This window comes from Sphingobacterium athyrii (assembly GCF_003071065.1).
Taxonomy (GTDB): Bacteria; Bacteroidota; Bacteroidia; order Sphingobacteriales; family Sphingobacteriaceae; genus Sphingobacterium; species Sphingobacterium athyrii.
The window spans coordinates 241,442-266,454 of sequence record NZ_QCXX01000001.1 but is presented as its reverse complement, the minus strand read 5'-3'; the positions used below and the strand labels follow the sequence as shown (position 1 = coordinate 266,454).

At 40.2% G+C, this 25,013-nt stretch carries 23 protein-coding genes; 11 read left to right on the top strand and 12 right to left on the bottom strand.

The window, feature by feature from the left end; genetic code table 11:
• The first annotated feature begins 1 nt into the window (after window position 1).
• Both DCO56_RS01210 and cmk read left to right on the top strand, forming a co-directional pair.
• Window positions 2-415, top strand: a complete 414-nt coding sequence (locus DCO56_RS01210; RefSeq protein WP_104382157.1) for a hypothetical protein — start codon at window positions 2-4, stop codon at window positions 413-415.
• A complete protein-coding gene (gene cmk / locus DCO56_RS01205; RefSeq protein WP_108631952.1) occupies window positions 415-1,110 on the top strand; it encodes a (d)CMP kinase in 696 nt (231 codons plus the stop codon). The genes DCO56_RS01210 and cmk overlap by 1 nt, the downstream gene beginning before the upstream one ends.
• A 59-nt stretch (window positions 1,111-1,169) precedes the next feature.
• Here cmk and DCO56_RS01200 read toward each other — a convergent pair whose 3' ends face one another.
• From DCO56_RS01200 to DCO56_RS01185, 4 genes are all read right to left on the bottom strand, one after another.
• Window positions 1,170-1,463: a hypothetical protein gene (locus DCO56_RS01200; protein WP_108631951.1), complete on the bottom strand. Its 294-nt coding sequence runs from the start codon at window positions 1,461-1,463 to the stop codon at window positions 1,170-1,172.
• A gap of 160 nt (window positions 1,464-1,623) precedes the next feature.
• Window positions 1,624-2,823: a pyridoxal phosphate-dependent aminotransferase gene (locus DCO56_RS01195; protein WP_108631950.1), complete on the bottom strand. Its 1,200-nt coding sequence runs from the start codon at window positions 2,821-2,823 to the stop codon at window positions 1,624-1,626.
• Between the two features lie 96 nt (window positions 2,824-2,919).
• Window positions 2,920-3,294 (bottom strand): DUF1573 domain-containing protein, encoded by a 375-nt coding sequence (locus DCO56_RS01190; RefSeq protein ID WP_104382153.1) that lies wholly within the window; start codon window positions 3,292-3,294, stop codon window positions 2,920-2,922.
• Between the two features lie 98 nt (window positions 3,295-3,392).
• Window positions 3,393-4,358, bottom strand: coding sequence for a KpsF/GutQ family sugar-phosphate isomerase (locus DCO56_RS01185; RefSeq protein WP_108631949.1), 966 nt, complete (start codon window positions 4,356-4,358; stop codon window positions 3,393-3,395).
• 101 nt (window positions 4,359-4,459) lie between these two features.
• Between DCO56_RS01185 and recQ the strand changes: the two genes are divergently transcribed.
• The 3 genes from recQ to DCO56_RS01170 all read left to right on the top strand — a co-directional run bounded on the left by recQ (window position 4,460) and on the right by DCO56_RS01170 (window position 8,654).
• Window positions 4,460-6,649: a DNA helicase RecQ gene (recQ, locus tag DCO56_RS01180; protein WP_108631948.1), complete on the top strand. Its 2,190-nt coding sequence runs from the start codon at window positions 4,460-4,462 to the stop codon at window positions 6,647-6,649.
• Window positions 6,650-6,667: 18 nt separating this feature from the next.
• Entirely contained in the window at window positions 6,668-7,483 is an 816-nt protein-coding gene (kdsA, locus tag DCO56_RS01175; RefSeq protein WP_046672855.1) for a 3-deoxy-8-phosphooctulonate synthase, read from the top strand.
• A 97-nt stretch (window positions 7,484-7,580) separates the two neighbouring features.
• Complete coding sequence (locus DCO56_RS01170) at window positions 7,581-8,654, top strand: SGNH/GDSL hydrolase family protein (RefSeq protein ID WP_165306611.1); 1,074 nt, start codon at window positions 7,581-7,583, stop codon at window positions 8,652-8,654.
• Between the two features lie 161 nt (window positions 8,655-8,815).
• On the opposite strand, the gene DCO56_RS01165 is transcribed toward DCO56_RS01170, so the two are convergent.
• Both DCO56_RS01165 and DCO56_RS01160 read right to left on the bottom strand, forming a co-directional pair.
• Complete coding sequence (locus DCO56_RS01165; RefSeq protein WP_108631946.1) at window positions 8,816-10,111, bottom strand: DEAD/DEAH box helicase; 1,296 nt, start codon at window positions 10,109-10,111, stop codon at window positions 8,816-8,818.
• A 53-nt stretch (window positions 10,112-10,164) separates the two neighbouring features.
• Window positions 10,165-10,386: a DMT family transporter gene (locus DCO56_RS01160; RefSeq protein WP_108631945.1), complete on the bottom strand. Its 222-nt coding sequence runs from the start codon at window positions 10,384-10,386 to the stop codon at window positions 10,165-10,167.
• 145 nt (window positions 10,387-10,531) lie between these two features.
• Between DCO56_RS01160 and DCO56_RS01155 the strand changes: the two genes are divergently transcribed.
• The 5 genes from DCO56_RS01155 (at window position 10,532) to DCO56_RS01135 (ending at window position 17,921) form a co-directional block, all read left to right on the top strand.
• Window positions 10,532-12,778 carry a tetratricopeptide repeat-containing sensor histidine kinase gene (locus tag DCO56_RS01155; RefSeq protein WP_108631944.1) on the top strand — a complete coding sequence of 749 codons (2,247 nt, stop codon included), beginning with the start codon at window positions 10,532-10,534 and terminating at the stop codon, window positions 12,776-12,778.
• Window positions 12,779-12,790: 12 nt separating this feature from the next.
• Window positions 12,791-13,423, top strand: a complete 633-nt coding sequence (locus DCO56_RS01150) for a response regulator (RefSeq protein ID WP_108631943.1) — start codon at window positions 12,791-12,793, stop codon at window positions 13,421-13,423.
• 96 nt (window positions 13,424-13,519) lie between these two features.
• Window positions 13,520-15,538 carry a hypothetical protein gene (locus DCO56_RS01145; RefSeq protein ID WP_108631942.1) on the top strand — a complete coding sequence of 673 codons (2,019 nt, stop codon included), beginning with the start codon at window positions 13,520-13,522 and terminating at the stop codon, window positions 15,536-15,538.
• Entirely contained in the window at window positions 15,531-16,814 is a 1,284-nt protein-coding gene (locus DCO56_RS01140; RefSeq protein WP_108631941.1) for a hypothetical protein, read from the top strand. The genes DCO56_RS01145 and DCO56_RS01140 overlap by 8 nt, the downstream gene beginning before the upstream one ends.
• A 96-nt stretch (window positions 16,815-16,910) precedes the next feature.
• Window positions 16,911-17,921, top strand: a complete 1,011-nt coding sequence (locus DCO56_RS01135; protein WP_108631940.1) for a YihY/virulence factor BrkB family protein — start codon at window positions 16,911-16,913, stop codon at window positions 17,919-17,921.
• Window positions 17,922-17,963: 42 nt separating this feature from the next.
• Here DCO56_RS01135 and DCO56_RS01130 read toward each other — a convergent pair whose 3' ends face one another.
• The 6 genes from DCO56_RS01130 to DCO56_RS30020 all read right to left on the bottom strand — a co-directional run bounded on the left by DCO56_RS01130 (window position 17,964) and on the right by DCO56_RS30020 (window position 22,877).
• Complete coding sequence (locus tag DCO56_RS01130; RefSeq protein WP_108631939.1) at window positions 17,964-18,677, bottom strand: hypothetical protein; 714 nt, start codon at window positions 18,675-18,677, stop codon at window positions 17,964-17,966.
• Window positions 18,678-18,772: 95 nt separating this feature from the next.
• Complete coding sequence (locus tag DCO56_RS01125; protein ID WP_108631938.1) at window positions 18,773-19,708, bottom strand: 1-phosphofructokinase family hexose kinase; 936 nt, start codon at window positions 19,706-19,708, stop codon at window positions 18,773-18,775.
• A gap of 279 nt (window positions 19,709-19,987) precedes the next feature.
• Window positions 19,988-21,943, bottom strand: coding sequence for a sensor histidine kinase (locus DCO56_RS01120; protein WP_108631937.1), 1,956 nt, complete (start codon window positions 21,941-21,943; stop codon window positions 19,988-19,990).
• 245 nt (window positions 21,944-22,188) lie between these two features.
• Window positions 22,189-22,416: a methyltransferase gene (locus tag DCO56_RS29160; protein ID WP_181390428.1), complete on the bottom strand. Its 228-nt coding sequence runs from the start codon at window positions 22,414-22,416 to the stop codon at window positions 22,189-22,191.
• Window positions 22,417-22,444: 28 nt separating this feature from the next.
• A complete protein-coding gene (locus tag DCO56_RS29155) occupies window positions 22,445-22,738 on the bottom strand; it encodes a hypothetical protein (protein ID WP_181390427.1) in 294 nt (97 codons plus the stop codon).
• Entirely contained in the window at window positions 22,689-22,877 is a 189-nt protein-coding gene (locus DCO56_RS30020; RefSeq protein WP_108631935.1) for a methyltransferase family protein, read from the bottom strand. Before DCO56_RS30020 ends, DCO56_RS29155 begins: the two co-directional genes overlap by 50 nt.
• 377 nt (window positions 22,878-23,254) lie before the next feature.
• Between DCO56_RS30020 and DCO56_RS01100 the strand changes: the two genes are divergently transcribed.
• On the top strand, window positions 23,255-25,012 hold the full coding sequence (locus DCO56_RS01100) for a thioester reductase domain-containing protein (RefSeq protein WP_181390426.1): 1,758 nt from the start codon (window positions 23,255-23,257) through the stop codon (window positions 25,010-25,012).
• Window position 25,013 lies beyond the last annotated feature (1 nt).

Genomic DNA, 25,013 nt, shown 5'->3' with positions numbered 1-25,013 from the left:
GATGAAAGCAGATTTGCCAGAAAATATAGTAAAAGATATTATGATTGCCGTGGTTTTGGAAGGCGAGACCGTGGAGACAAAAAACTGGACAGTGTACGTTATTAACGATAAAAATATAGCGATACAGAATGTGCTGATCAGCTCAAAAGGTTACGGTGAAAAAGATGGTCGGCAAGTAACCACCACCACTTTGCGGCATTTCATCGGAAATATTGAAGCAAAATCCTTTGATCGGGTCGAGGCAATCGACGAGCAGGTATTTGGCCTGACCAATGAATATTGGTTGAGTTTTTATATTGACAATATTATTTACGATAAAAAATATATCTTTTTACCCGAAAGCATCGTCGATGGCAACCTGACTAAGGTTCCCTTGGTCAATAAACCCGGTGTCATCATAGGAGGAAACGAATAATGAGCACAAGACACAATTTTATCATTGCCATAGATGGTTTTTCTTCCTGTGGAAAGAGTACACTGGCGAAAGCTCTGGCTAAAAAATTAAAATTTGCCTTTATTGACAGTGGCGCGATGTATCGAGCAGTAACGCTCTATTTTATACGCCATCATATTGCTTTGGACGATCAGCAAGCGATTGATAGTGCCCTAAATGATATTCATATTGACTTTATTCCAAACGCTGTCAAAACGGAGATCCACCTGAACGATGAAGATATCTCGGAAGAGATCCGTCAGATGTATATTTCCGATAAGGTGAGCGAGGTCAGTGCGATTAAAGCGGTACGTACCGCCATGGTTGCGCAACAGCAAAAGCTGGGCAGCCGCCGAAATATCATTATGGACGGTCGTGACATTGGTACCACGGTTTTTCCGGATGCCGATCTCAAGATCTTTATGACAGCTGATCCTAAAGTTAGGGCCGCCAGAAGATACCTGGAATTAACGGAAAAAGGGGAGGATGTCACACTTGAAGAGGTGGTGGAAAATCTTGCCAATCGGGACCGAATTGATAGTACCCGTGCAGAGAGTCCTTTGCGGCAAGCCGAAGATGCCATCGTGCTGGATAACTCAAATTTGACTCCAGAACAACAGCTGCATTTTGTCGAAGAAGAATATCTGAAAGTCAAAGCAGCCAGGATACAAGTATAAATTAGTACATAACAAAAGATGCCGATTGAAAAATCGGCATCTTTTGTATTTTGGCCCAGCTATTTAATACTATTAATTTGCTGTTGCTCCAGTAATTTGCCTACATTGTTTTTTTCTCCAAACTCTGCAGTCTGTTCTTGAAAAGATTCCAGTAGCGCTTTGATAGCCTCTGAATTATCCGCTGTACGTTGATAAATCTCAGGAATTGTCTTTTCAATATTCTTATCTCCAAGTTCGATGTTATCAACTTCGATTTTGCCTATTTTTTCTAAAACAGCTTGTTGACTGTTTCTGACATCTTCTAACTCTCTTGCTATTTTTTCCATCAATTGGAATTTCTTCAATTTATCCATATGCAATATCTTTAGTTATACTGTAATAAGAACAATGCCGCTCGAAACTTTGTTTTGTTTTTTTTCAAAACTAGAAAAAATAGGCTTTATCACTTGTTGTGGCGCAAAAAAAGCCAGCCCTTATTTTGGGCTGGCTGAAAGCAAAGCGTAACTTTGCTTTTTAATTTGTTCTTCCGGGATATACTTCTAACGCTTTCTCCAGACAGGTCAATGCATTTTTTAGATCATTCTGATTCAGTACATAAGCTAAGCGAACTTGATTTGTTCCGGCGCCTTCTGTACTGTAGAAACCAGTTGCTGGAGCCATCATGACCGTTTCATTATTGTAAGAAAACTCTTCCAACATCCATTGGCAGAATTTATCCGCGTTATCGATGGGGAGCTTGGCAACCACATAGAATGCACCGCCGGGATTAGGGGAGTAAACGCCTTCAATTGCATTTAATCCTTTGACTAGGGTGTCTCTTCTAGCTGTATATTCTTTGGATACTGCTTCAAAGTAGCTATCAGGTGTATCTACAGCAGCTTCTCCCGCAATTTGGCCTTCCATGGACGGACTTAAGCGCGCCTGCGCAAATTTTAATGCGGTCTGATAAAGCGCTTTGTTTTTGGTAATGATACAACCAATACGAGCACCACATGCTGAATAACGTTTAGAAACGGTGTCAAAGATGACGACATTATTTTCAAGACCTTCTAGGTGCATAGGGGATATAAACTCCCTGCCATCGTAACAGAATTCACGGTAGGCCTCATCCGAAAATAGATAAAGATCATATTTAAGACAAAGTTCACGCAAAGCTTCCAGCTCCTCTCTCGAATACAGGTAACCTGTCGGGTTGTTGGGATTACAGATGCAGATTGCTTTTGTTTTTTCCGTAATTACTTTTTCAAATTCAGCAATGGAAGGCAATGCAAATCCACTTTCGATATAGGACATGATCGGTTTGATCACAATATCAGATGAGCAGGCAAAGCCGTTGTAATTCGCATAAAAAGGTTCCGGAATAATTACTTCTTCACCTTCATTCAAACATGCTTGCATGATAATCGTGATTGCCTCAGAGCCACCATTGGTCACCAAGATGTCCGTAGGTTCAATATTGTAATTTAGCTTGTTATAGTATTCGGCTAATTTTTTACGGTAGGAGGCCGTACCTTCAGAAGGTGTATAAGCCCAAACTTTGAAATCAATATTTTTCAATGCATTAAGCATAATTTCAGGTGTTTGGATATCAGGTTGCCCGATATTTAAATGGTATATTTTTTTACCATCTTTTTTTGCTTGATCAGCATAAGGCGTCAGTTTTCTGATTGGTGACGCAGGCATATTCAGCCCTTTTTCTGATATTACTGGCATTATAGTTTTTTTAAAATTAGTTGTGCAAAGCTAACCAAAATAAAACGAAAAAAGCCACATCAGGATGTGGCTTTTTTCGTTTTATCTGTCGGATTTTTATTCCACAATCCCTTTAATATAAAGTGTCTTTACAGGTGTTTTTGTATTTGATTGTACCGTAAAACTTTTGGTAAAAGGTGCTTTCGCCGCGGCGTTATAAGTAACCTTGATTGTTCCTGTTTCCCCCGGTTTGATAGGCGTTTTGGTAAATTCAGCCACCGAACAACCACAGGTAGGCACTACGTTCGAAATGATAATAGGCTCACTGCCTGTATTTGAAAATTTAAAATTATATGATACAGGTGTTCCGGCTGGAATTTTGCCGAAATCATGTGTTTCTTTTTCAAATTTAAATTCCCCTTGGCCAGCCTGCATAGACGATAAACCGATAAAGGAAATGATCACTGCTAAGATTGTTATATACTTTTTCATGCTTCTAAGATATTACTTTGTGATTAAAATAGTACAACTGATATGCCAAATGTAGTATTTATTGCTAATTTATTACTCATCTAACAACTTTATTACAGTTAGATTATACCTTCTTTGAGCAGGTCCTGTATATGAATGACACCATCATAGTTCCCCTGATCCGATACCAGCAGCTGCGTGATGTTGTTCTCTCGCATAATATGCAGTGCGTTGGCCGCAAGTTCGTTTTTGTCGATCACCTTTGGCGATTTGCCCATAATATCTGCAGCACTGATTGTTGTCAGATCAGTGTGTCTCTCGAGCATGCGACGGATATCACCATCGGTAATAATACCCTCAATCTGTGTGTCTTTTAAGACAGCCACGGCTCCGAGCCTAAAGTGCGTGATCGTGATGATGATATCTCTGACATTAGCATTCAATTGCACGCTCGGTTTGCCGTTTTGATCAGATAAGTCAGCCACTTTTAAGTAGAGCTTTTTGCCCAGGGCACCACCGGGGTGGTACTTGGCAAAATCCTGGTCCGTAAAATCACGACATTCCTGTAGCGCGACAGCTAGTGCATCACCCATGGCCAACTGCGCTGTCGTACTTGACGTTGGCGCTAAGTTGTTTGGACAGGCTTCTTTCTCCACCGTGGTATTCAGGATATAATCCGCATTTTTGGCCAAGTAGGATGCTGTATTGCCAACCAAAGCAACCAGCGTGTTTTTCGTTTGCTTCAGAAAAGGAACCAGCACCTTGATTTCTGGGGTATTGCCGCTTTTAGAGATGGCAATGATCAAATCATGCTGTTGAATAATACCTAAATCCCCATGGATGGCGTCGGCAGCATGCATAAAGATGGACGGTGTTCCGGTGGAATTCAAAGTTGCAACAATCTTTTGTGCTATGATTGCACTTTTTCCGATGCCTGTGACGATTACCCGGCCTTGGAGGTGGAGGATTTTATTTATCACGGTAACAAAATCATCATCAATATATTGAGCCAGAGCAGCTACTGCTTTCGCTTCTTCCTGAATAGCCTCAATAGCTATATTTTTTATTTCGTAGTTGTTTTTCACAAAAAATACTCTTACTTTTATGTATTAGAATAGATTGCAAAAATAGATTATTTTTCAGGATTATTTCTTCATTTATCTATCTTATTTTTGCCCAAGGCGCAATGGAAATAGAAAAATCACTTTTCGACAATTTACAGGATTTTTTTGGTTTTGATACTTTTAAAGGAGATCAAGAGGCTATTATAACCAGTATTCTTCAAAAGAAGGATACGTTTGTTATTATGCCAACCGGGGGAGGGAAATCAATTTGTTATCAACTGCCAGCACTCATGAGTGAGGGAACCGCAATTGTAATTTCCCCGTTGATTGCTTTAATGAAAAACCAAGTTGATCAGCTTCGTGCATTCGGCGGCGAAGACAGTATCGCTCATTTTTTGAACTCCTCACTGAACAAGAGTGAAATCACCCGGGTAAAGGAGGATGTGCTTGCGGGCAAGACCAAGTTACTGTATGTAGCTCCGGAGTCACTTGCAAAGCAAGATAATGTCGAGTTTTTGCATCAGATAACCGTATCTTTTGTGGCCGTGGACGAAGCGCATTGTATCTCCGAATGGGGACACGACTTTAGACCGGAATATCGTAAAATACGTCAGGTTATCAATGAGATAGGGGCAAATATTCCTATTATTGCCTTGACAGCAACTGCTACTCCAAAAGTGCAATCCGATATTCGCAAAAACTTACAGATGAATGATGCAGTATTGTTCAAATCATCATTCAATCGAAGCAATTTATACTATGAGGTACGTCCCAAAAAAGATGTCGTCAAAGAAATTGTACGGTTTATCAAGACAAAATCCGGTAAGACGGGTATCGTCTATTGCCTGAGCAGAAAAAAGGTGGAGGAAATAAGTGAGGTATTGAACCTGAATGGGATCAAGGCACTGCCGTATCACGCCGGACTTGATGCGAAGACCAGAGCTGATACACAAGATAAATTTCTGATGGAAGATGTAGAAGTGATTGTCGCTACAATCGCTTTTGGAATGGGGATTGACAAGCCGGATGTCCGCTATGTTATTCACCACGATATTCCGAAATCCATGGAAGGCTATTACCAGGAGACTGGCCGGGCAGGCCGGGATGGAGGAGATGGCTATTGTTTGGCTTTCTACTCAGAGAAAGATGTGGAGAAGCTGACGAAATTCATGAAAGATAAACCTGTGGCCGAACGAGAGATCGGTACACAGATACTTAAAGAAGTTATTGATTATTCCGAATCAGCGGTCTGCCGCCGTAAACAGATTCTTCATTATTTCGGTGAAAATTTTGACGAACAGGGCTGTAGCAACATGTGCGACAATTGTCGTTCGGAAAAAGAATATTTTGAAGCTGAAGAGTCCTTAAAAGACATATTAGGCTTTATTAAGGAGCAGGGCGAGAAATTTGATGATCATCATGTCATTAATGTAATGATCGGACAGAACAATCAACCTGTATCTTCCTATAAGCATGACGAACACCGCTTGTTCGGTTCAGGAAAAGACAAAGGCGTCATTTATTGGAAATCTTTGGTAAGACAGGCTGTACTGGATAATTTCATTGAGAAAGATATTGATCATTATGGCTTACTGAAACTGACCGACATCGGCCGACGTTATCTGGACAATCCATATCAGTTAAAGTTTGTTTTAAACCGTCCTATTGAAGGCGGAGAGAGTACAAGTGGAGAAGATGCCGGTCATGGTACCGGAGCGCTTGATACCACTTTACTGGGTATGCTCAAAGACCTGCGTAAAAAGATTGCCAAGAGTAAATCCCTGCCACCTTTTGTTATCTTTCAAGATCCTTCTTTGGAAGAAATGTGTACACATTATCCCGTCAATATTGACGAATTAAAACAGATTCAAGGTGTAGGAAATGGTAAAGCGATTAAATTTGGCGCTTCCTTTATTGCGCTGATCAAAGACTATGTGGAGGAAAATGAAATCGACCGTCCTGTAGACCTGGTTATCAAAAGTACAGCAAATAAATCTGCACTGAAAGTGGCGATTATCCAAAATATTGACCGCAAGATCGCTCTGGATGATATTGCTGCAGCAAAAGGGATTACCTACGAGGAAATATTAAAGGAAATCGAAACGATCGTTAATGCCGGTACGAAGATAAATATCAATTATTTTATAGATGAGATTATCGATGAGGATCGTCAGGATGAAGTATACGATTACTTTAAAACAGCTGAAACTGATTCGATCAACGATGCGCTTAAAGAATTGGGAGGAGACGATTATACGTTTGAAGATCTCCAATTGATGCGTATCAAATTCTTATCTGAATTGGGTAATTAAAATTTTTATATAATTTATATGATCAACAAATACATTCCTGAAATAAAGAATGGAACTTCGCAGAATTTCTTTTTAATGGCAGGACCATGTGCGATTGAGGGTGAGGAAATCGCTTTGCGGATTGCTGAAAAAATTGTTACTATTACAGATAAACTTAATATCCCTTATATTTTCAAAGGCTCGTATCGTAAGGCCAACCGCTCGCGTTTGGATTCTTTTATGGGTATCGGTGATGAAAAAGCATTGAAAATTTTGGAGAAAGTCGGGAAGACTTTCGGTGTTCCGACCGTAACGGATATCCATGAAAGCCACGAGGCAGAAATGGCAGCAGCATATGTCGATGTCCTTCAGATCCCGGCATTTTTATGCAGACAAACGGATCTATTGGTCGCTGCGGCAAAAACCAATAAAGTCGTTAATGTAAAAAAAGGACAATTTTTAAGTGCCGGATCCATGAAGTTTGCTGTAGATAAGATTGTGGAGTCTGGCAATGAGAAAGTTTTTTTGACAGACCGTGGGAATACCTTTGGCTACCAGGATCTGATTGTTGACTACAGGGGGATTCCTGAAATGCGTTCCTTTAATGTACCCACAGTAATGGATTGTACACATTCACTTCAACAACCGAATCAAACATCCGGAGTAACTGGCGGAAAGCCAGCATTGATCGAAACCATTGCCAAAGCAGCGATTGCTGTGGGTGCTGATGGCCTATTTATCGAAACCCATCCTGATCCTGCAAATGCAAAATCTGATGGCGCAAACATGTTGCACCTTGACCTACTCGAAGGACTGATGGAAAAATTAGTACGTGTTAGACAAGCTATTTTATAGTATAATAATAAATCGCAATAGAAAGGAGCCAATAGGCTCCTTTTTTAATCAATCAAACTTAGATCTAAATTACCGCATGTTTTCAAAAGTTTCTTTCATGGCATTCATGCTGTTCTCGCTTTCGGCTGTCAAAGGACAGCAAAATTATACCTGGTTTTCTCCGCTTGAAGATAAACACGTCGAAGGCCGGCTTGACAACCAAACGCTGACCGCTTTTAGCCGACTTCCAGATGAACTGGAGAAGCAGGTCCGTAAGCCCGTATGGGAGCTGGGGCAAAATGCTGCCGGAGTCTACATTGATTTTCAGACATCGGCGTCAGAAATAACAGTGCAATATCAAGTTGCTGGTGGATTAAATATGCCCCACATGCCTACTACAGGTGTGAGTGGTCTGGATCTCTACGCCTACGATAGAACCAATAAAGACTGGAAATGGGCCTATGGTAATTATCATTTTTCGGATACCATTTCTTACACCTGGAAAAATATTGGTAACAATGATAACTTTAATTATCGTTTATACCTTCCTTTATATAATACAGTTAAATGGCTGAAGATTGGTATCCCGGGGCATGCGAAATTGACCTATACACATACAGCTACGTTAAAACCCATTGTGGTCTACGGGACCTCTATCGGTCAGGGGGCATGTACCAGTCGCCCGGGACTTGCCTGGACAAGTCAGGTAGGGCGTGCTTTCGATAACGAAGTGGTGAATTTATGCTTTTCGGGGAACGGCCGTCTTGAACAGCCTATCCTAAATGTCATGAATCAAGTGGACGCAGCATGTTATGTTTTGGACTGTATCCCCAATCTCGCGATTACAAAATCACTGACAGAAAAACAGCTGGACTCCTTATTGGTCAACGCAGTTACCTACCTGAGAAAAGAGCATCCAACAACGCCTATCATCTTAACACAGCACAGTTCGGGAAATATTCATACGGTTTTTAATGAAGATAAAAATAAAGAATACCAACAGAGCAGCCGTGTACTAAAAGCAACATTTGAAAAATTACAGTCTCAGGGTGTTCGCCAGCTTTTTATGCTATCCAGCGGCGAATTGAGGCTGGACTTAAATTCTACGGTAGATTATGCCCATCCGAATGATCAGGGGATGGAACGTATCGCCAATGCTTATATTAAGCTGCTGAAGAAAGTGCTAAAATAAAACATTCTTGCTTTCACAAGTATAAAAGCGATGAAAATCCATTGAAGTATTTTTCCTGGGCAATCATCCGGACTTGGCGAGCTCATGGATACCGGAATAATAAATACGGATCAATAAAAAAGATACATGCAGAAAAAAAGGAAGTTTTTAACTTCCTTTTTTTATTTCTTTTTCAATTTCATCGTCATCTTTGCTTTTTCACCCCCGCCATAATTGAAAGTTTTTGCATTGCTTTCCTTCTTTGGATGAAATGCTCCACCACGGGAACTATCTTCCTGTTCTTCCTTAGTTGCTTTTTTCTTTTTATCATTTGCGGGATTGTAGATCTGAAGATCTTCTGGCAGATCCAATACGTCCATTCTCTTGCCGACGGCCTGTTCTATTTTTCTGACCATAGGAAGTTCCAGATCGGTCGAAAATGTCAATACCACGCTATCCTCATTCTGTTCATTTTTGACTAAATGGTTTAAAAATTCCTCCTTTTCATTCGGTAATTCAAATTGAAAAATAAAAGGGATATTGGCGAGATCAACCGCATTGGTATTTTCGCGGGCAATGATCAATACGCGGGCTTGTTCGTCTTCTATAAAATCTGCTGTTGTTTCGTACCCAAAATCATCATAAAACAATGGATTTAAAATTGCGATCTCCGTTTTGTTCTGTTGAAACAAGCTCGTTGCCAACTTTTGTGCCGTAAGCTTTGAATTTACGAAAACAATCACCTTCTGAAAAACTTCTTTATCCTGCAAAAGATAATTTAACAAATTTATCTTGGTGGTGAAATTGGGAAGCTGATACAATAAAAGATCCAAGGTGTCAATAGCTTCGCTTTCCAGTTCATCGACTTCCACCAATGCATAATCCTCATTTAGATGCGTATCTATCATGTCATATAGTTTCTGATGCGCAACGGTACTGAAGACCAGATGTTGTACTTTACCACAGCTTTCGGCCAATTCCCTTACAGGATTTTGCATTCCCTGTTTGATGATTTCTTCTGCATCATCGATAATTAATGTTTGGATACGGTTCAGATTGAGGGCTAATTTGAGATAGATTGCCCGCGCACGGTTAGGTGTTGCTACGACAATATCCTTTCCGGCAACTAATTCTTCTATTTCATCTTCCATACTTCCGCCAGCCCGTAAGCCGATGATGCGAAGATCTCTATTTTTGCTGAGTTGATAGAATTTTTCAACGATCTCGTCGATGCGCTCTTCATTGGGAGCAAGGATTAAAAACTTAGGTGCTTCATCATTTGTGAACTTTAATTTCATCAAGGTCGATAATACATAAGTTGTAGTCTTGCCAGCACCTTCAGGAGCAATCGCAATCACATCTTGTCCGCCAAGAATTCTGGAAATACACCTACTCTGAATTTCCTTTGGAGCCAAATAACCGAGCTCGGTCATTGTTGCAGTCAATCTTTTGCTTAGTTTTAGTTTCTCTAACGACACGTATCCTATAGTTTATGTAAGTTGCAAAAATACACATTTACTTTTGAGATCAGCTAATGTGTGTCCATTTTTGAGAATACATTAATAATAACACCGGCGAAAATCAGTAACATTCCGATCACTACAGCTGTATCTGGGATATGTTTGAATAAAATCATACCAATCAATGTGATGACGACAATACCAATGCCCGACCAGATTGCATAGGAGGCACCTACTGGTAAAAGTGGTGGCAAAAATTTCAGCTGCGATAGCGAAGAGTAAGTATAGGGCATTGTAATTGCGAAATTGTGGCTATTGAAATGGCGCAAATGACGCGGATCTATGTGGTTTTGGTAGATTTTGGCAGCAATTATAATTGTTTATAAAAGTAAATTTATCTAAGTTTGACCAATCCACTAATGGGAATTAATAGACTTTATGGGGTGTATTCATGTTTTTTTTAAAACCTTTATTATATGCTTAGTTTTCTTATTCTCTTGCTGTCAGCTGTATGCACAGGAGCAGTTGCAGGAGCTACAGAAATCATATTATAATCTTCCCTTAGGAAGTAAAGAGCGTTTTCTGCTGACCGGAAAATATGCACAGGCGCTATATTTTGCGAATGAGAAAGCATTGGCAAGTCAGTTGCTCAACGATAATATTCAACTGGCCAAAAATTATCCGGATAAACAGTACTACGCTTATTTAAATTGCATTGCAGCAATGAATAGCTACAACGATCATCTCTTTGAGAAATCACGTTTTTATCTGGAGCATGCAAAGTCCGTGCTGCCCATTATCAATGACAACAGTACCAAGGGGTATGTTTATTATTGTGATGGCTGGATTATGACAAGACAGAGCAAAGAGGATCAGGCGGTTTCACAGTTTCACAAAGCAATTACCTTTTTGGAAAAGGCACCACAAACAGATGCCAACATAGCGCGGAAATTGGCTATTTATAAGGAGTTAACAGCCATTTACGCCAATCAGCGGAATTATGATTTTCAGGAGAAGTACACAAACCTTTTGCTGGAGACAGCCAAAGCCGGCCGAAATATAAATAGTTTGTTCGATGCCTATATGCAGGCAGGTTATCTGTTTGAGGAAGAATATCGGTCAGATCGAACGGACCCAAACATATTGAAGAAAGCTGAGGAACATTATCTCGAAGCTTATCGAATAGCTAAGAATAACCAGAAGAATCTTATCAACCCAACGGATATGGCCTATGTTTCCGTTAATTTAGCGAATCTATATCACGAATTCTATCCCGAAAATTCGGCTAAAAAAGCCACTTCATTTGCTCAACAAGCCTTGCAAATTGCGCAGGAGACCGGACAATATTCGCTTACTGTACCAGCTTATGGCATATTGGCTGATGAAGCATTCAAAAATGGACGTCGGGATCAGGGAAAAAAGTATTTACAGCAGGCGCTATATAACTTACAGCGGGAACCACATTACGATTACCAGGTAGGGCTCAGTCTCTACAGTAGACTTGCTGAAGTGAGCGTCGAAGAAGGTAGATATGAGGAAGCATTTCAGTATCAAAAGAGTTATATCAAAGTGTTCGAGGAGGCTTTCAATTCAGATAAGCTGGATAAAACCAAACAACTTGAAATTAAATATGAACGGGAACTGCAGAACCAAAAATTAATGCGGTTGCGATTGGAAGGGGAGAAAAAAGAACAACAGATCAAGTTGATGAAAGCCCTTAATGACCGACAAAATCAATTGGTCGAGAATTTAAAGCTAAACGAACTAAATCGGACGCAACAGTTGAAAGTACTTCAGCTGGAACGAGACAAAAAGGAAAAAGACCTGCAATTAAGCCGCCTGGAAAATGAACAGCGATTGCAGGAACTTGATGTCTCCAAACAGGAAATTGCTTTTAAATCGCGTATGAACTCGATCTATATCTGGTTATTTATTAGTTGTTTAATTGCTGTTATCTTACTTTTTTATGCCTATTGGCAGCGTTCCAACACGTTGAGGCAAAAGGAGCACCTACATGGCCTTGAAATCGAGAAGAATAACCAGCAGCATGCTATCAAAAATCTGACCGCCATGCTGGCCGGAGAAGAGAAAGAGCGGACACGTTTAGCTCGGGATTTACATGATGGTTTGGGGGGATTATTGTCGAGTACAAAACTTGGGTTGTCCTCGCTCAGCGATAAGGGAGCCAATCAGCCCGCAGTGAAGGAGGGCATTACGCGGAGTATTGAACTATTGGATGATGCCGTCGATGAGCTTCGTAAACTCGCACATAACCTGATGCCGGATCTGATTGTCAAATACGGTTTACAGGAAGCCCTAAGGGATTATGCCGCACGGATGAGTCAGCCGAATTGTCAGGTAGAGTGCGAATTTCTTCAGTTTGAATCCAATTTTAGTGTAGAGCACCAGATCTCGCTGTACAGAATCATTCAGGAGCTTGTGAACAATGCATTGAAGCATGCCGAAGCAAGCAATATCATCATACAACTTTCTGTATACAATGAGCGTTTACATATAACGATAGAAGATGATGGCAAGGGATTTGATATTGAAAAGATAGATTTGCAACATTCCGCAGGAATGCACAACATACAGTCAAGGCTTTCTTTTCTACATGGTGATATGAAGATTATGTCCGCGCCAGGTGAGGGAACTACGATAGAAATTGAAATGCCGCTTGTTTAATTATAGTGTAAAATGATAAAGATAGCGATTACAGATGATCATCCTCTTTTGTTGGAGGGACTAAAAAATATTATTAATACCCATGAAGATTTTGAGGTGGTGGGTATGTATGCAAGTGCTCTGGACTTATCCAAAAACATTGCATCGGATGCGCCGCTTGTATTGTTACTGGATATCAACCTTCCAGATGCAAATGGAATTGATCTGGTAAAGGGATTGAAAGAGAACTATAAAGAACTAAAAATTATAGCTTTTAGTGTTCATAACGAACTGGCTGTAATCAACAGTATATTAAATGAGGGGGCGGATGCTTATCTTCAAAAAAATGCCACCGGCACGGAGATCATTGCCGCTATATCCGATGTTTTGGTCGGTAAGCGCTACATCTGTGCGAAAACCCAGGTTATACTCAATAAGAAGACGGAAGCGGGACTGAAGCAAGTTCCCAAACTTACCCGTCGCGAAAAAGAGATACTGACCTTTGTGGCTAAAGGAATGACAACCAATCAGATTGCTGAATCCTTATTTATCAGTTCACACACCGTGGAAAGCCATCGTAAAAATTTAATGGAAAAATTTCAGACAAAAAGTGTGACCGCGGCGGTGAAATCTGCCATAGAATACGGTTTGATACGAGAAGCTTAAAGGAAATCCTCGAATTACCTGAATTCAGGGATGAGAATAGCCTCTTGCATTTGATACTTTTGATGCGATAGATAAGTAGTAGAAAGTATCAAATGTATGGTTATATCAAATTGTTTGTCGAGTTATCGGGGAAGAAGACTGCTGCGTTATGGTTTTGGCGTAGTATTGTGCTTGGGAGCTGGTTTCGGTACCGTTTATGCGCAGGGATCTGTGAGCAAAATACCCGATGGCTCGAATACAGTAGTGGCTATTAATTTAGCCAAGGTCGTTGAACCCGCTGAAGCTGCCACATTGAATAAATTGTTGGATCGTATTGGTTTTTTCAAATACTTTGAAAAGAAAGACCTTGATCTGCAAAATGATTTTCAGCAGACTGGCGTGGACGCAAAAGGTGTCGCTGTATATTACAGAAATAATAGGGATAGTTTGCTGTATGGCGAGCTGATTCTCCCGATCGCTGATATCGATCACTTTGAAAGATTGCTGAAGATGGAAGGGACTTCGCTTCCGGTCTTGAACGGTTATAGCCGACTTAGAACGGCGGATGGTCAATTGCTCGCTTGGAATGCAAAGGAACTTAGGGTGCTGAAGGGAGAGGTTGGACCAACTTATTTTGCCAACGATTCTATCGCAGGGGTATATGGTATTGAAAATATAGATTATGCCGCAGCTGCGGTATCTGCTGCTACTGCGGCAGATGAGGCTGCTGCTAATTGTGCTGATTCTGTATTAACGGATTCCGCCACAATGGAGTGGGACGCGTTTGACTTTGATACATTGCAAACTGAGCTACAGCAAGAGGAAGGAGAACCGTTGGAGATTTATGACAACCCTATCAACTATGATTCACTTGATACGACTTTTGAGGAAGTGGATAGACGAAATGATTCCATTAAAAATATATTGTTGGAAAAATGGCTGCTGCATGAACAAGAGCAATTATTGAGTGGTAAATATCCAGGTATAAGTGCGCAGGAGCAGGCTCGATTAGTAAAAAATATCGATCTTGTGCGTGTGTGGCTACCAAAAATTGACGGCTTTTATAACGAGCTTCATTCTGTCCGCTCGATTGTGGACGCTTATTATAATACCAGTAATTTTTCTTTGGAAAGAGGATATAGGGACATGTTTTTTGATCTGGCCCAGCAACGCAATAAAATTATGCTGAAAACCAGCGTGACTTTGGGAAAAGACTTGATAAGCCTAACCAAAAAATTGTACGCCAGGAAGCCCAATCCGAAGTTCGCTAAGTATTTAACAGCGGAAACATTCGCATATTTTAATGTCAATGTGAACACCGAAGCTTACCTGAAGGAAATACCAGTATTTTTTACAAAAAACCTGAAAAAATATTTTGGAAAAGAAAATGAGGTCCTTGAGCTTATGGCCCTTGGACTTGAAATTGCACTGGATGAAAAGGCTATCGCCAAAATTATGCCCGGCGATAATTTGGTTGTCGTCAATGGAATCACTAATTTAAAGATCGACTATGTTGATTACGATTACGACGATAATTACGATGTAAAGGAGGTTCATAAAACCAAGGAGGAGCGGGTACCGTCTTTTATCTGGATGTTTACATCTGAAGATCAAAGGATTTTTAAAAAGGCATTGGATGTCGCGGTATCAAAGGCCGATGCAAGCTTTGCTGGAGGTATCTACAAAATCAAACAAGGCAATGGCAAAGAATTTCCTTTATACCTGATGTTCCATGAAGATCTGGTGATGATCAGCAACGATAGCCTGCAGCTAAATAAAATTTTGCACAAAGATAGCTATTCGACCAAATCCAATGCATCTTTTGTTAAGCTTATGAAAGGAAGTAAATTTTCTGCGGCTTTCCAAACAAAGAAAATACCAGGGTTAACAAAAGATTTGAATCTCATATTGGGCAATAGTTGGCGCGCTACATTAGATGAATTGAATAATTATGGTAATTTTACGTTGAGTTCGAAAGGAATTGTTGGTGATAGATTGGAAACAGATTTGCAACTTGAGTTACCGACAAAGGCAAACAATGCGCTACAGTTTGTGATCAACCAATTGCTAGATGGAATTGTGCCGGATGAACAATACAACTTGGATGAACCAATTGATGTAACTGACAATGATTAAAAAAGGAATAATTTGGACTTTAGGAATTATCGTAGGATTAGCGATAATAGGCTGGGGCATCTATATCGTTCGACAGCAGCAGTCGTATAAATCTGTCGTTCATAAAAAGAGTAAGGCATTATTAACCATCTCATTGGATGATATTTTGCTTAACCAACTCTTTGATAATTGGCAGACGGCACCAAAGGGAGGACAGGACTTCGCTAAAAAATTGACTAAGCTAAAGGATAATGGAATCGATATCAAGGCCAATGTATTTCTTTTTTCTCTTGAAGATAGCGCGAAGAACTTCTATGCATTTTTGGATCTGAAAAATGAAAAGCAATTTCTGACCTTTTTAAAAGAAGGCCTTTCTGTGGATTCCATTGAAAATAATGCTGCTCCGGGAGTAAATTATGCATACCAGGAGGCGAATAAAATAGCATTTGTCTGGAAAGGAGACGCTCTATTGGTAGGACTGGGCTTTCATCTTGACAAAAAGAAGGAAGAGATGCTGCGCTTAATCCAATCAGACTCTGATCGTATCTCCATTGAAAGTTTCATTAATCACCCGAGTGAATTAACACGTAAATCGTTGCGTTATAGCGATATTTCAACAAAAAATTTCATAGAATTTGACCTGAAAGGCAGCCGCATTGAAATTATGGGGGAGCTTCAGTCAAATACATGGAATTTTCCGCAAGAATATCTTGTCCGTGAGCTGGTCGATGCGGATTATATTGGCAAAGGCTGGGTCAATTTTCCGGACAAACGTTTGAAAACCCTGATAAAGGATATTCTTATTGATCTACCGTTAGCCGCGGACTCGATTATGGCGCATGCAAATGGGGATTATGTTGACATTGAAGTGTTGAATAATCAAGTTGTACAAACGGATACCATTATTAATTATGCCGTCAACGACAATTTTGAAACCGTGGAGGAGAAAACCCCTTATGAAAGTAAAGTGCCTAATGTTAGGTTGAGCGTAAGAGGTGATGCAGGATTACCAAAATTTTTGCCCAATAAGTTATTTTACCAATGGTTTCAGAAAAGAGATGATCAGGTCAGTATCTTATCTACTGCCCCAACGATAGATAAATTACAGTCAAAATACGCGAAGACCAATAGTCTTTCGCACCTGGCGATTCATCTTGCAGACTGGCCGAATGGCCTCAAAGTGCCTCCGGTTTTAATGCTAAAGGCCATTGCATCGGATATGGATCTGAGTTTGAAAGTTGTCCGGTCCAATCAGCTTATTCTTCAGGGGACCATTCGGGATTATTCGTATGAATAACAAGGGAATTCGCCAGTTACCCGGCAGCGTTTCTTCGTAAATCCAAAACATTCTTTGCCAGTAGGTGGTTTATTCATATTAAAAAAGACCATCAATATGGATATAAGGACTAAAAGTCGAAGTAAAATAAAGACCTACTGGCGAATTTTGAAGAGTTCAGTTGCCGGGTTTCTGAATGAAGATTCCATGAAATATAGTGCCTCCTTATCTTACTATACCGTTTTTTCCATTGGCCCGATACTCGTGTTGATCATTTCCCTAGCGGGCATATTTTACGGCGAAGATGCCATTGAAGGCAAGGTATTTATGGAGTTACGGGGATTAGTCGGTAACAGTGCCGCCAAACAGATTCAGGAAGTTATTCAAAATCTCGAACTATCGGGCAAATCCAATATGGCCCTGCTGATCAGTAGTATCACCCTAATCTTAGGGGCAACAAGTGTATTTGGGGATATCCAAAATTCGATCAATAAAATCTGGCATGTGCGGGCCAAGCCAAAGAAAGGCTGGTTGAAGTTAATTCAGGATCGTTTGTTATCTTCTTCCTTAGTCATCGGCCTAGGGTTTTTACTGGTGGTTACCCTGATCATCAATGGTATAATTTTGGCATTGACTGGACAGTTACAGCGCTATTTTCCTGACATGACCGTCATGTTGGTTGACGGAATCAACTTTGCATTATCGTTTGGTATTATATTCGTACTTTTTAGCATTATCTTTAAGGTTCTTCCCGACGTCAATATTCAGTGGCGTAATGTACGTGCAGGAGCCCTATTTACCTCCATCTTATTTGTGCTGGGCCGTTACCTGATTGGAATATATCTGGAACATTCGGCAACCCAGGATACCTATGGTGCTGCAGGTTCCTTTGTCCTGATTTTACTATGGGTGTATTATACGGCTGCTATATTATATTTTGGAGCAATCTACACCAGAGAGTATGCAACCGTGATGGGTATTCCGATTGAGCCGGCTCAATTTGCGGTACATGTCGAAACTCAGGAGATCGAACGCTCGGACGGAGAGATTCCTCCAGCCCCGCTTACGCAGGAGGAGAAACAGGTCGTATCTGATCAGAAATCTGATTCCGGAGCTAGGACGCCATGAGCTAGGCGGAGGTTGTCGGGGAGGGGAGCAGCTGCTAAATCCCTATTGAGGCACCGTTTCTTCGGTGTCTATGATATTTTGCTCACGATACAATTTTCTGCCAATAATACCTTTGTCACCCAAGGCCCGTCCCTTAATAAGCCATGACGTGCCAAATAGAAACAGTGAAAGTGCTTCAAAGACCAATGTGGCATACTCAAAAAGCTTAAATGGGATTAAGGCAATACAAAAGATTATACCATAACCGCAAAATCTGTAGATGTTATTTTCATTGACCATGCTGATTGGAATTGCTGTATTGAGCGCCTGGCCAATCGTAAATACGTGAATAGAGAGGAAGGCAAAAGTGAGAAAAAGCACTGCAGCAAATCCATAATGCAGTTCCTTTAAGCCAAAAGAGATCAATGTACATTGTGTACAGCTGGTGCCGATCGGATCCGTCGGTATAAATGCAACTCCAATAGCCATGAATCCCGCAAGGTTTGTGAGGTAGTTATCGTTCTTCCAGAAGACTTTGTTGCCATTACCCTTATAACAAATTAAAAATAGACCTACAGCACATAATGTTCCGGTAAAAATTTCCCGCAGGTTTGAGAAGTAATAGTGACTTATCGAAGGTTGGATACCGGTACCGAAAAACTTGAATAGCGAAAGTAATACTAAGATAATGGGTAAAAAAATGCCCAAATAACCGATCGCCCTGCGTAATCTTCGATAGGCAAAAAGATTTTGGTGCTGAATTTTATTAAAATGCATAGATAATGGTAACTGAATAGGTTAAAAATCTCCTTTTTGTAAGTTAGCAACCAACAATGATAAGACAGGCTAAGCGCTAGCAGAGGTTTACATTTTTATTGTTTTCTGACCTCGTTATACAACCTGTCAACATCTTTCTTTTGAAAGAGCGCAGTTCCTTCAGCCATTGTGGTGGCCGAACCGCATGCGATTCCCATACGGAGTATTTCTTCAGTTGTGCCCTGGTTGACCAAGACGGATACCATGCCGGCAACCATACTATCTCCGGCACCGACAGTACTCCGTATTTTTACAAGTGGTGGTACCATCTGAATTTTTTCTGTCGCGGTGTACAATACAGCTCCTTGAGCGCCCAAAGAGACGACAACAATGTTGGCTTGACCTTGCATAATGATCTGTTGAGCAGCGTGATCTAAATCGGCGTTTTCCAGTTCCTCTTTTCCAACAAGGGCCGCCAACTCACCGGCATTGGGTTTCAATAAAAATACTCCTTCTTTAAGTGCTACTTTCAGTGCATCGCCTGAAGTATCCACGATTACCTTACTTCCTTTCGCTTTATATTTATTGATAAGAAGTCCAATAAAGTCAGCAGGAACATCGCCGGGGAGACTGCCGCTAATGACGACAAAATCCGGTGCTGGGCTTATTTGGTCGATAAGAGCCAGAATCTCATCCTGTTCATTTTTCGAAAACGCCTCACCTGGAAATCCAAATCGGTATTGTTGATTAGTGGTCTTGTCAACTACGATAAAATTTTCCCTTGTTTCACTGCCTAAATGCACGGGTAGGATATCGAGATCTTCCTTTTTCAATAAATTCTCGAGCATACTGCCCGTTTTTCCGCCAGATGTGAAAAGTGCATCTGAAGGTATGTCAAGTCGCTTGAGCGCCCGACTTACATTAATGCCGCCACCGCCAGCTTCATACTTTGGGCGATCGCAGCGCAATTTCTTTTCGGGAACAATATTTTGAACGCTGGTACTCTTGTCGACCGAGGGGTTTAATGTTATGGTTAAAACAGTTTTTTTCATCCGATTGCTTTTATTAAATTTAGGATTTTCCTAGCATATTATTGCTAGGAACAAGCGATAATAATGCAATGATGCTGCCCACGTTAAATTTCTATACACAGCCATTGCCGAGAAACATGTCCACCAACAGTAAGTCTACAGATTTGGGCCGAATAATATCAGTAAACAGCGAAACAGGCAAGATGTCGATCACTGTCGCATTGGAGCGATTTTTTTTGGATAATCTCTTGAATTCCGTAATACTATTGGGTTTTCATCTAGAAAACGATAATCAGTTCTTTATCGCACATAAGTCTCAATATTTACTGAGGTGCCATGTTCGGGCGTACTATCTATCGACAATTTCCCTTTGAGAAAATTAACCCGATTCTGGATATTCTTCAAGCCAATTCCCGACGCATTTGCAAGTTTTGTCGGGTCGAATCCTTTACCATCGTCATCTACTGTGATTAAAATGCTGTCCTTTTCTTGAATAAGTTGGATAAGGATATTTTTAGCCTCACCATGCTTGATCGCATTCGTTAATAATTCCTGCACAATACGGTAAATATGAACGGTATTATTTGGACAAAGATCAGCGAATAAACTATTGGACTGAAACTCTATCTGCACTTCTGAGCTTATTCTATCCGCGCATAAGTCATGCACTGCTGTTGCAAGTCCGTTTTTTAGAAGATTTTCGGGCATCATCCCCCTTGCGGTTCTTCTGAGCTCACCAATAGCGATGCCTAATTGCTCATTTGCATGCTGTACCTTAATTGCTTTATCTCCGCTTGGATCGGAAAGTTTTAGTTTTATACCACTCAAGGTTCCGCCAATGCCATCATGTAAGTCCCGGGCGAGCCGCATGCGCTCACGGTCTTCACCTTCCAGAAGAGCCTGTGCTATCTTTAATTCCTTATCTTTTTCAATTTCTTCCAGCCGTTTTTTATTATTTTTTTTATTTGTTCTTAACACATAGAAAAGAAAAAACAGGATCACTAAAAGTGCGGATGCGCCAATGCCCAAAACTAAATTAAGCAAAACCTGATTTTTGTTTTTCAGTGTGGCCTCCCGTTTCTCATTTTCCAATAAAGCTATTCGCTTCTCTTTTTCAGCTGTTTGATAGTCAATTTCCAGATCCTGAATCTCAACTTCCATATTTTCAAATTTCGTGCTATCTGAGATATCCGAATATTTTTTCTGAAAATCATAGGCTGTCCTATAATCACCGGACATGCTAGCCAGAAGAGCAACATCCTGCGCATGTTTTGCTGCGACCGATTTCCGATCGTCTTCTTTTGCCATCTCATATAATGTGAGTGCAGCTCGTTGCGCTTTTTTGTACTCTCCGGCGAAATAGGCAAGCTCATATTGGGAATTGTAAAAATCATAATAATTGGTTCTGCTCTTCAGCTTATCGAGCGCTTTTCCCGCCTGTGTAATGGCTTTCCTTGCATTATTTAGGTCCTTCTTTTTTACATAATACCAAGTCAGATAGGAATAATAACGGCCTGAGTATAATGTGGTTGGGCCCACATGCTCCAAATAGGATTTCACCTGATCCAAGTGATTTTTCATCAATGAAAGATTGTTCTGGCCATAGGCAATCAAACTGGCTATGAGATAAGTACCAATTTTATGTTCTTCATCAAAATTATTTTTATTCAGAAAATCGATTCCCTTTTTAATATAAAATGTCGCTTTCTCAAAGTCTTCCAGTTCATTAAAGGTGGCAGCGATATTTTCTAAAGTTACATGATAAAGCCTATTATCTTTTATTTTTTCAAATATGGGGAGGTTGTCAATTAATAACTTAGCTGACTTTTTGAGGTGCCCGGTAACCTGATAGTTGGCTGCTAAGTTATTTTTCGCATAGGCGACAACCCGCATTTCCTCATTGGATTTTGCATTTTTTAAGATCTGGATAACCTGATTGTTATAGTACTCCGCACTGTCCAGGTGGATCAATATCGTATGCAGATAACCCATGATCTGTCTGCCCTTTGCCTGATATAACGGAACCTTCGTTTTTTTTGACAGCGCTAGCGATCTATAGCCATATTGAAAGGCAGAACTACTATCTCCACGCATAAAATATTCTCGGGTGAGCTTATTCGAGAGTGAAAGTTTAGCGGTGTCGGATTTGGCCGCTATAAATTCAGTTCTTAAACTATCTATCGTACCAGTCTCTTGACTATATGCCAGCGGTAGCGATAGCATCGCATAGATCAAATGGAAAAGGAGTTTCTTCATTGGGAGCTAGTAATTGCGTGCTGATCAGTGTTTTAAAATGACAAGCTCTATCCATTGACAAACATATTAAGTTTCGGCAACTATCGCAATACAGATAAACCATTAAATTTGCCCTCCCATTTTTAGGAGGGTAAAGTCCTTTTGGCATAACACACTTTTAGAAGATATTCGGTAAAAACCTAGGAGCCCCCCAAAAAAGCGGATCAAAAGATTAGCTTTTTTGGGGGGGGCTGATGCTATAAAACTTAATATCTCCCGCACTCAATTATACTTGAAATTTCAGTTTCAGTTTCAGTTTCAATTAACCTGTTAAATTTGAGCCCAGCTCTTTCGATAATTGTCTTAAATTCACTCAGCGTCCGTTCTTGTCCAGTGGTCATCGCTAGAATATTGATATCCAAAAGTTTTCCTGCATGAGGACGATTTCTAGAATAATCTGGAATAACGGAATCTATGATTAATAATTCAACCATTTTTTTGTATGGATTAAAATCATAGGCATCAATAATAGTTTTTAAGGACAGCACCAGACATTCCGGCCATTGCTTTTGCAAGATTGGCGCCACGTACCGGATTATCTTTGTAATATTCCCAGACAGGTTTTCCATGCGCATGTTCGAATGGCACCTTTCCTGTTTGCACACCATATGTTAATGCGCCGAATGCAGGATAATGTTCTCCCATATTTGCTAATGCCCAAGGTTTTACCGAACTGGGAACATCACTAAGTAAAGTTGCTCCAAAATCATTCCAGTTCAAAGGTGCCGTCTTCCTTCTCTGTAAAAATTCCGACACTAGTAACGGCTCTTAATAGGCGACTTAACGATTTTGCATCTGACTGTGCTTCTGCAGCGAGTTCAGCTAGTGTTTTGGGACCCTTTAGTAGTATATCCGCTATACTTAGTTGTGTTACGACATGTATACAACATGCCACTCAGTATCCGCTGATCAATTCATACATTTTAAAGGTCAGTTGTGGTTGTTCAAGTAATCTTTCTATAAAAAAATATTATAATTAAATTCAATAATGTGTGAATTTAATTGTTTTTTATTATAATTTTATGTTACAACAAAAATAAATGCCATAATAAATCAAAGTAAACAAAGTGTTAACACAAAAATCGTCAGTTTTATCTTTATTTGAAACTTCAGCAAGTCTCAATCCCAAAAAGACGGCTCTTATTTTCGAAGGAAACAAAATTTCGTTCTCAGAGTTGGAAGCGCGATCGAGCCAGATTGCAAACTATTTGAAGCTTCGGCGGATATCCACAAATGTCCCCATCTGCTTTTGTTTTAACCAATCGGATTGAATTGTCAGAAATAGAGAAAGTGATCTGTCAGACGAAAGGGGTAATAAACGCGGCCGTCCATGTTCATCAGTCTTCAGAAGATGTGAAATTGTTACGTGCTTTTGTGACAGGGCAGGCTCAAGCTTCAGATCTTAGAAATGAATTAAGCAAAAAACTTCCGGCGTATATGATACCAAATGAGATTTACCACATTGAAGACTTACCCTTGAAAACAAATGGTAAAATTGACTGGCAGGTGCTTTCTTCAATAGCCGAAGATAGGATTAAAGAAACAAAAGATCTGGATGAAGATAGCCTAAATCAGTATGAGAAAACAATAAAAAAAATCTGGAACGAGGTTCTTGAATCCAAAATAACAAGTCTGGAGGATGACTTTTTCCATCTTGGGGGCCATTCGCTCTTACTTACCAAACTTTATAATAAACTGTATGCAGAATATCCAAATAAGCTCACGTTAGGTGAACTCTATTTAAACAGTACGATCAGAAAGCTAGCGGATTTAATAGAAGAAAGGGATGCAAATCCACACATTCACGAATACGGCTTGGGAGAAGATCCGTTGAGCGGAGAGATAAAAAAAGATGCGACAATACCTTCTGATTTTTTTATGTTCAACACCGTAGAGAAAGGAGATTTTGAAAACCCTGGTGCTATTCTGCTGACCGGTGTAACTGGTTTTGTTGGAATCAATATTTTAGTTGAGCTGCTCAAGTCAACCACGGCCGACATATATTTATTAATTCGTGCTGAAGATAAAAAACAGGCCAAAATTCGTCTGTTAAAAACCATGACTGACCAGCATATTTCACTAGATAGTTACAACGAAGCGCGCATCAATTATTTATGCGGAGATCTTGCAAAACCGTTTTTAGGACTGGATGCCGACAGTTATGACCACTTAACTAAAATCATTGATGTAGTATACCACGCTGGTAGTTCCGTGAATTTTATACAACCATATTCTTATATGCGGGCAGCAAATGTTGACGCATTACATAAATTGATCAGATTTGTGACAACCCACAAATTAAAACAGTTGTCCTTGCTATCGACCGTAGGCGCTTTTAGCTGGGAACATTATTTTACCAAACCAGCTCTTCTGAAGGAAGATACCGACATACAAAGTGCTTTTAAATATCTGAGCCGCGACATGGGGTATATCCAGAGTAAATGGGTCATGGAGCAAGTTGCACAAGAAGCGATCAAACAAGGTGTTCCCATCATCATTTTCCGGCTTGGCTATGTTTTTTGCCATAGTAAGACAGGCGCAACAGCGAGTTATCAATGGTGGTCCCTCTTGATCAAAACATGTATTCAGTTAAAAACATATCCAACGCTGGTCAATCAGAAGGAGGAGTTGATTATGGTTGATTTTGTGAGCAAGGCAATTGCACATATTTCCAAAAATCCAGCATCAATAGGCGAGGTTTTTCATTTAAGTCCGGAACCGAAAGACAACATGACAGTAACGGAATTTTTTGAAATGCTTAGGCATGAATTTAAATTTGACTTACAGCCAGTTCCTTATCAGGATTGGTTAGCACTCTGGGAAGCTGACGAAAACAGTCCGCTATATCCGCTCCTCAATTTATTTAAATTCAAAGCTTATGACAACAAGTCGCTTATCGAGATTCACCAGAATACGCCTGATTTTGATATAAGCAACACCAAGCGCTTTATAAAAAATAGCGATATAGAGATCACCAAAGTTAATCGCAACAGCGTGGAGGCATTCTGTAAATATCTAGGTGTGCTATAAA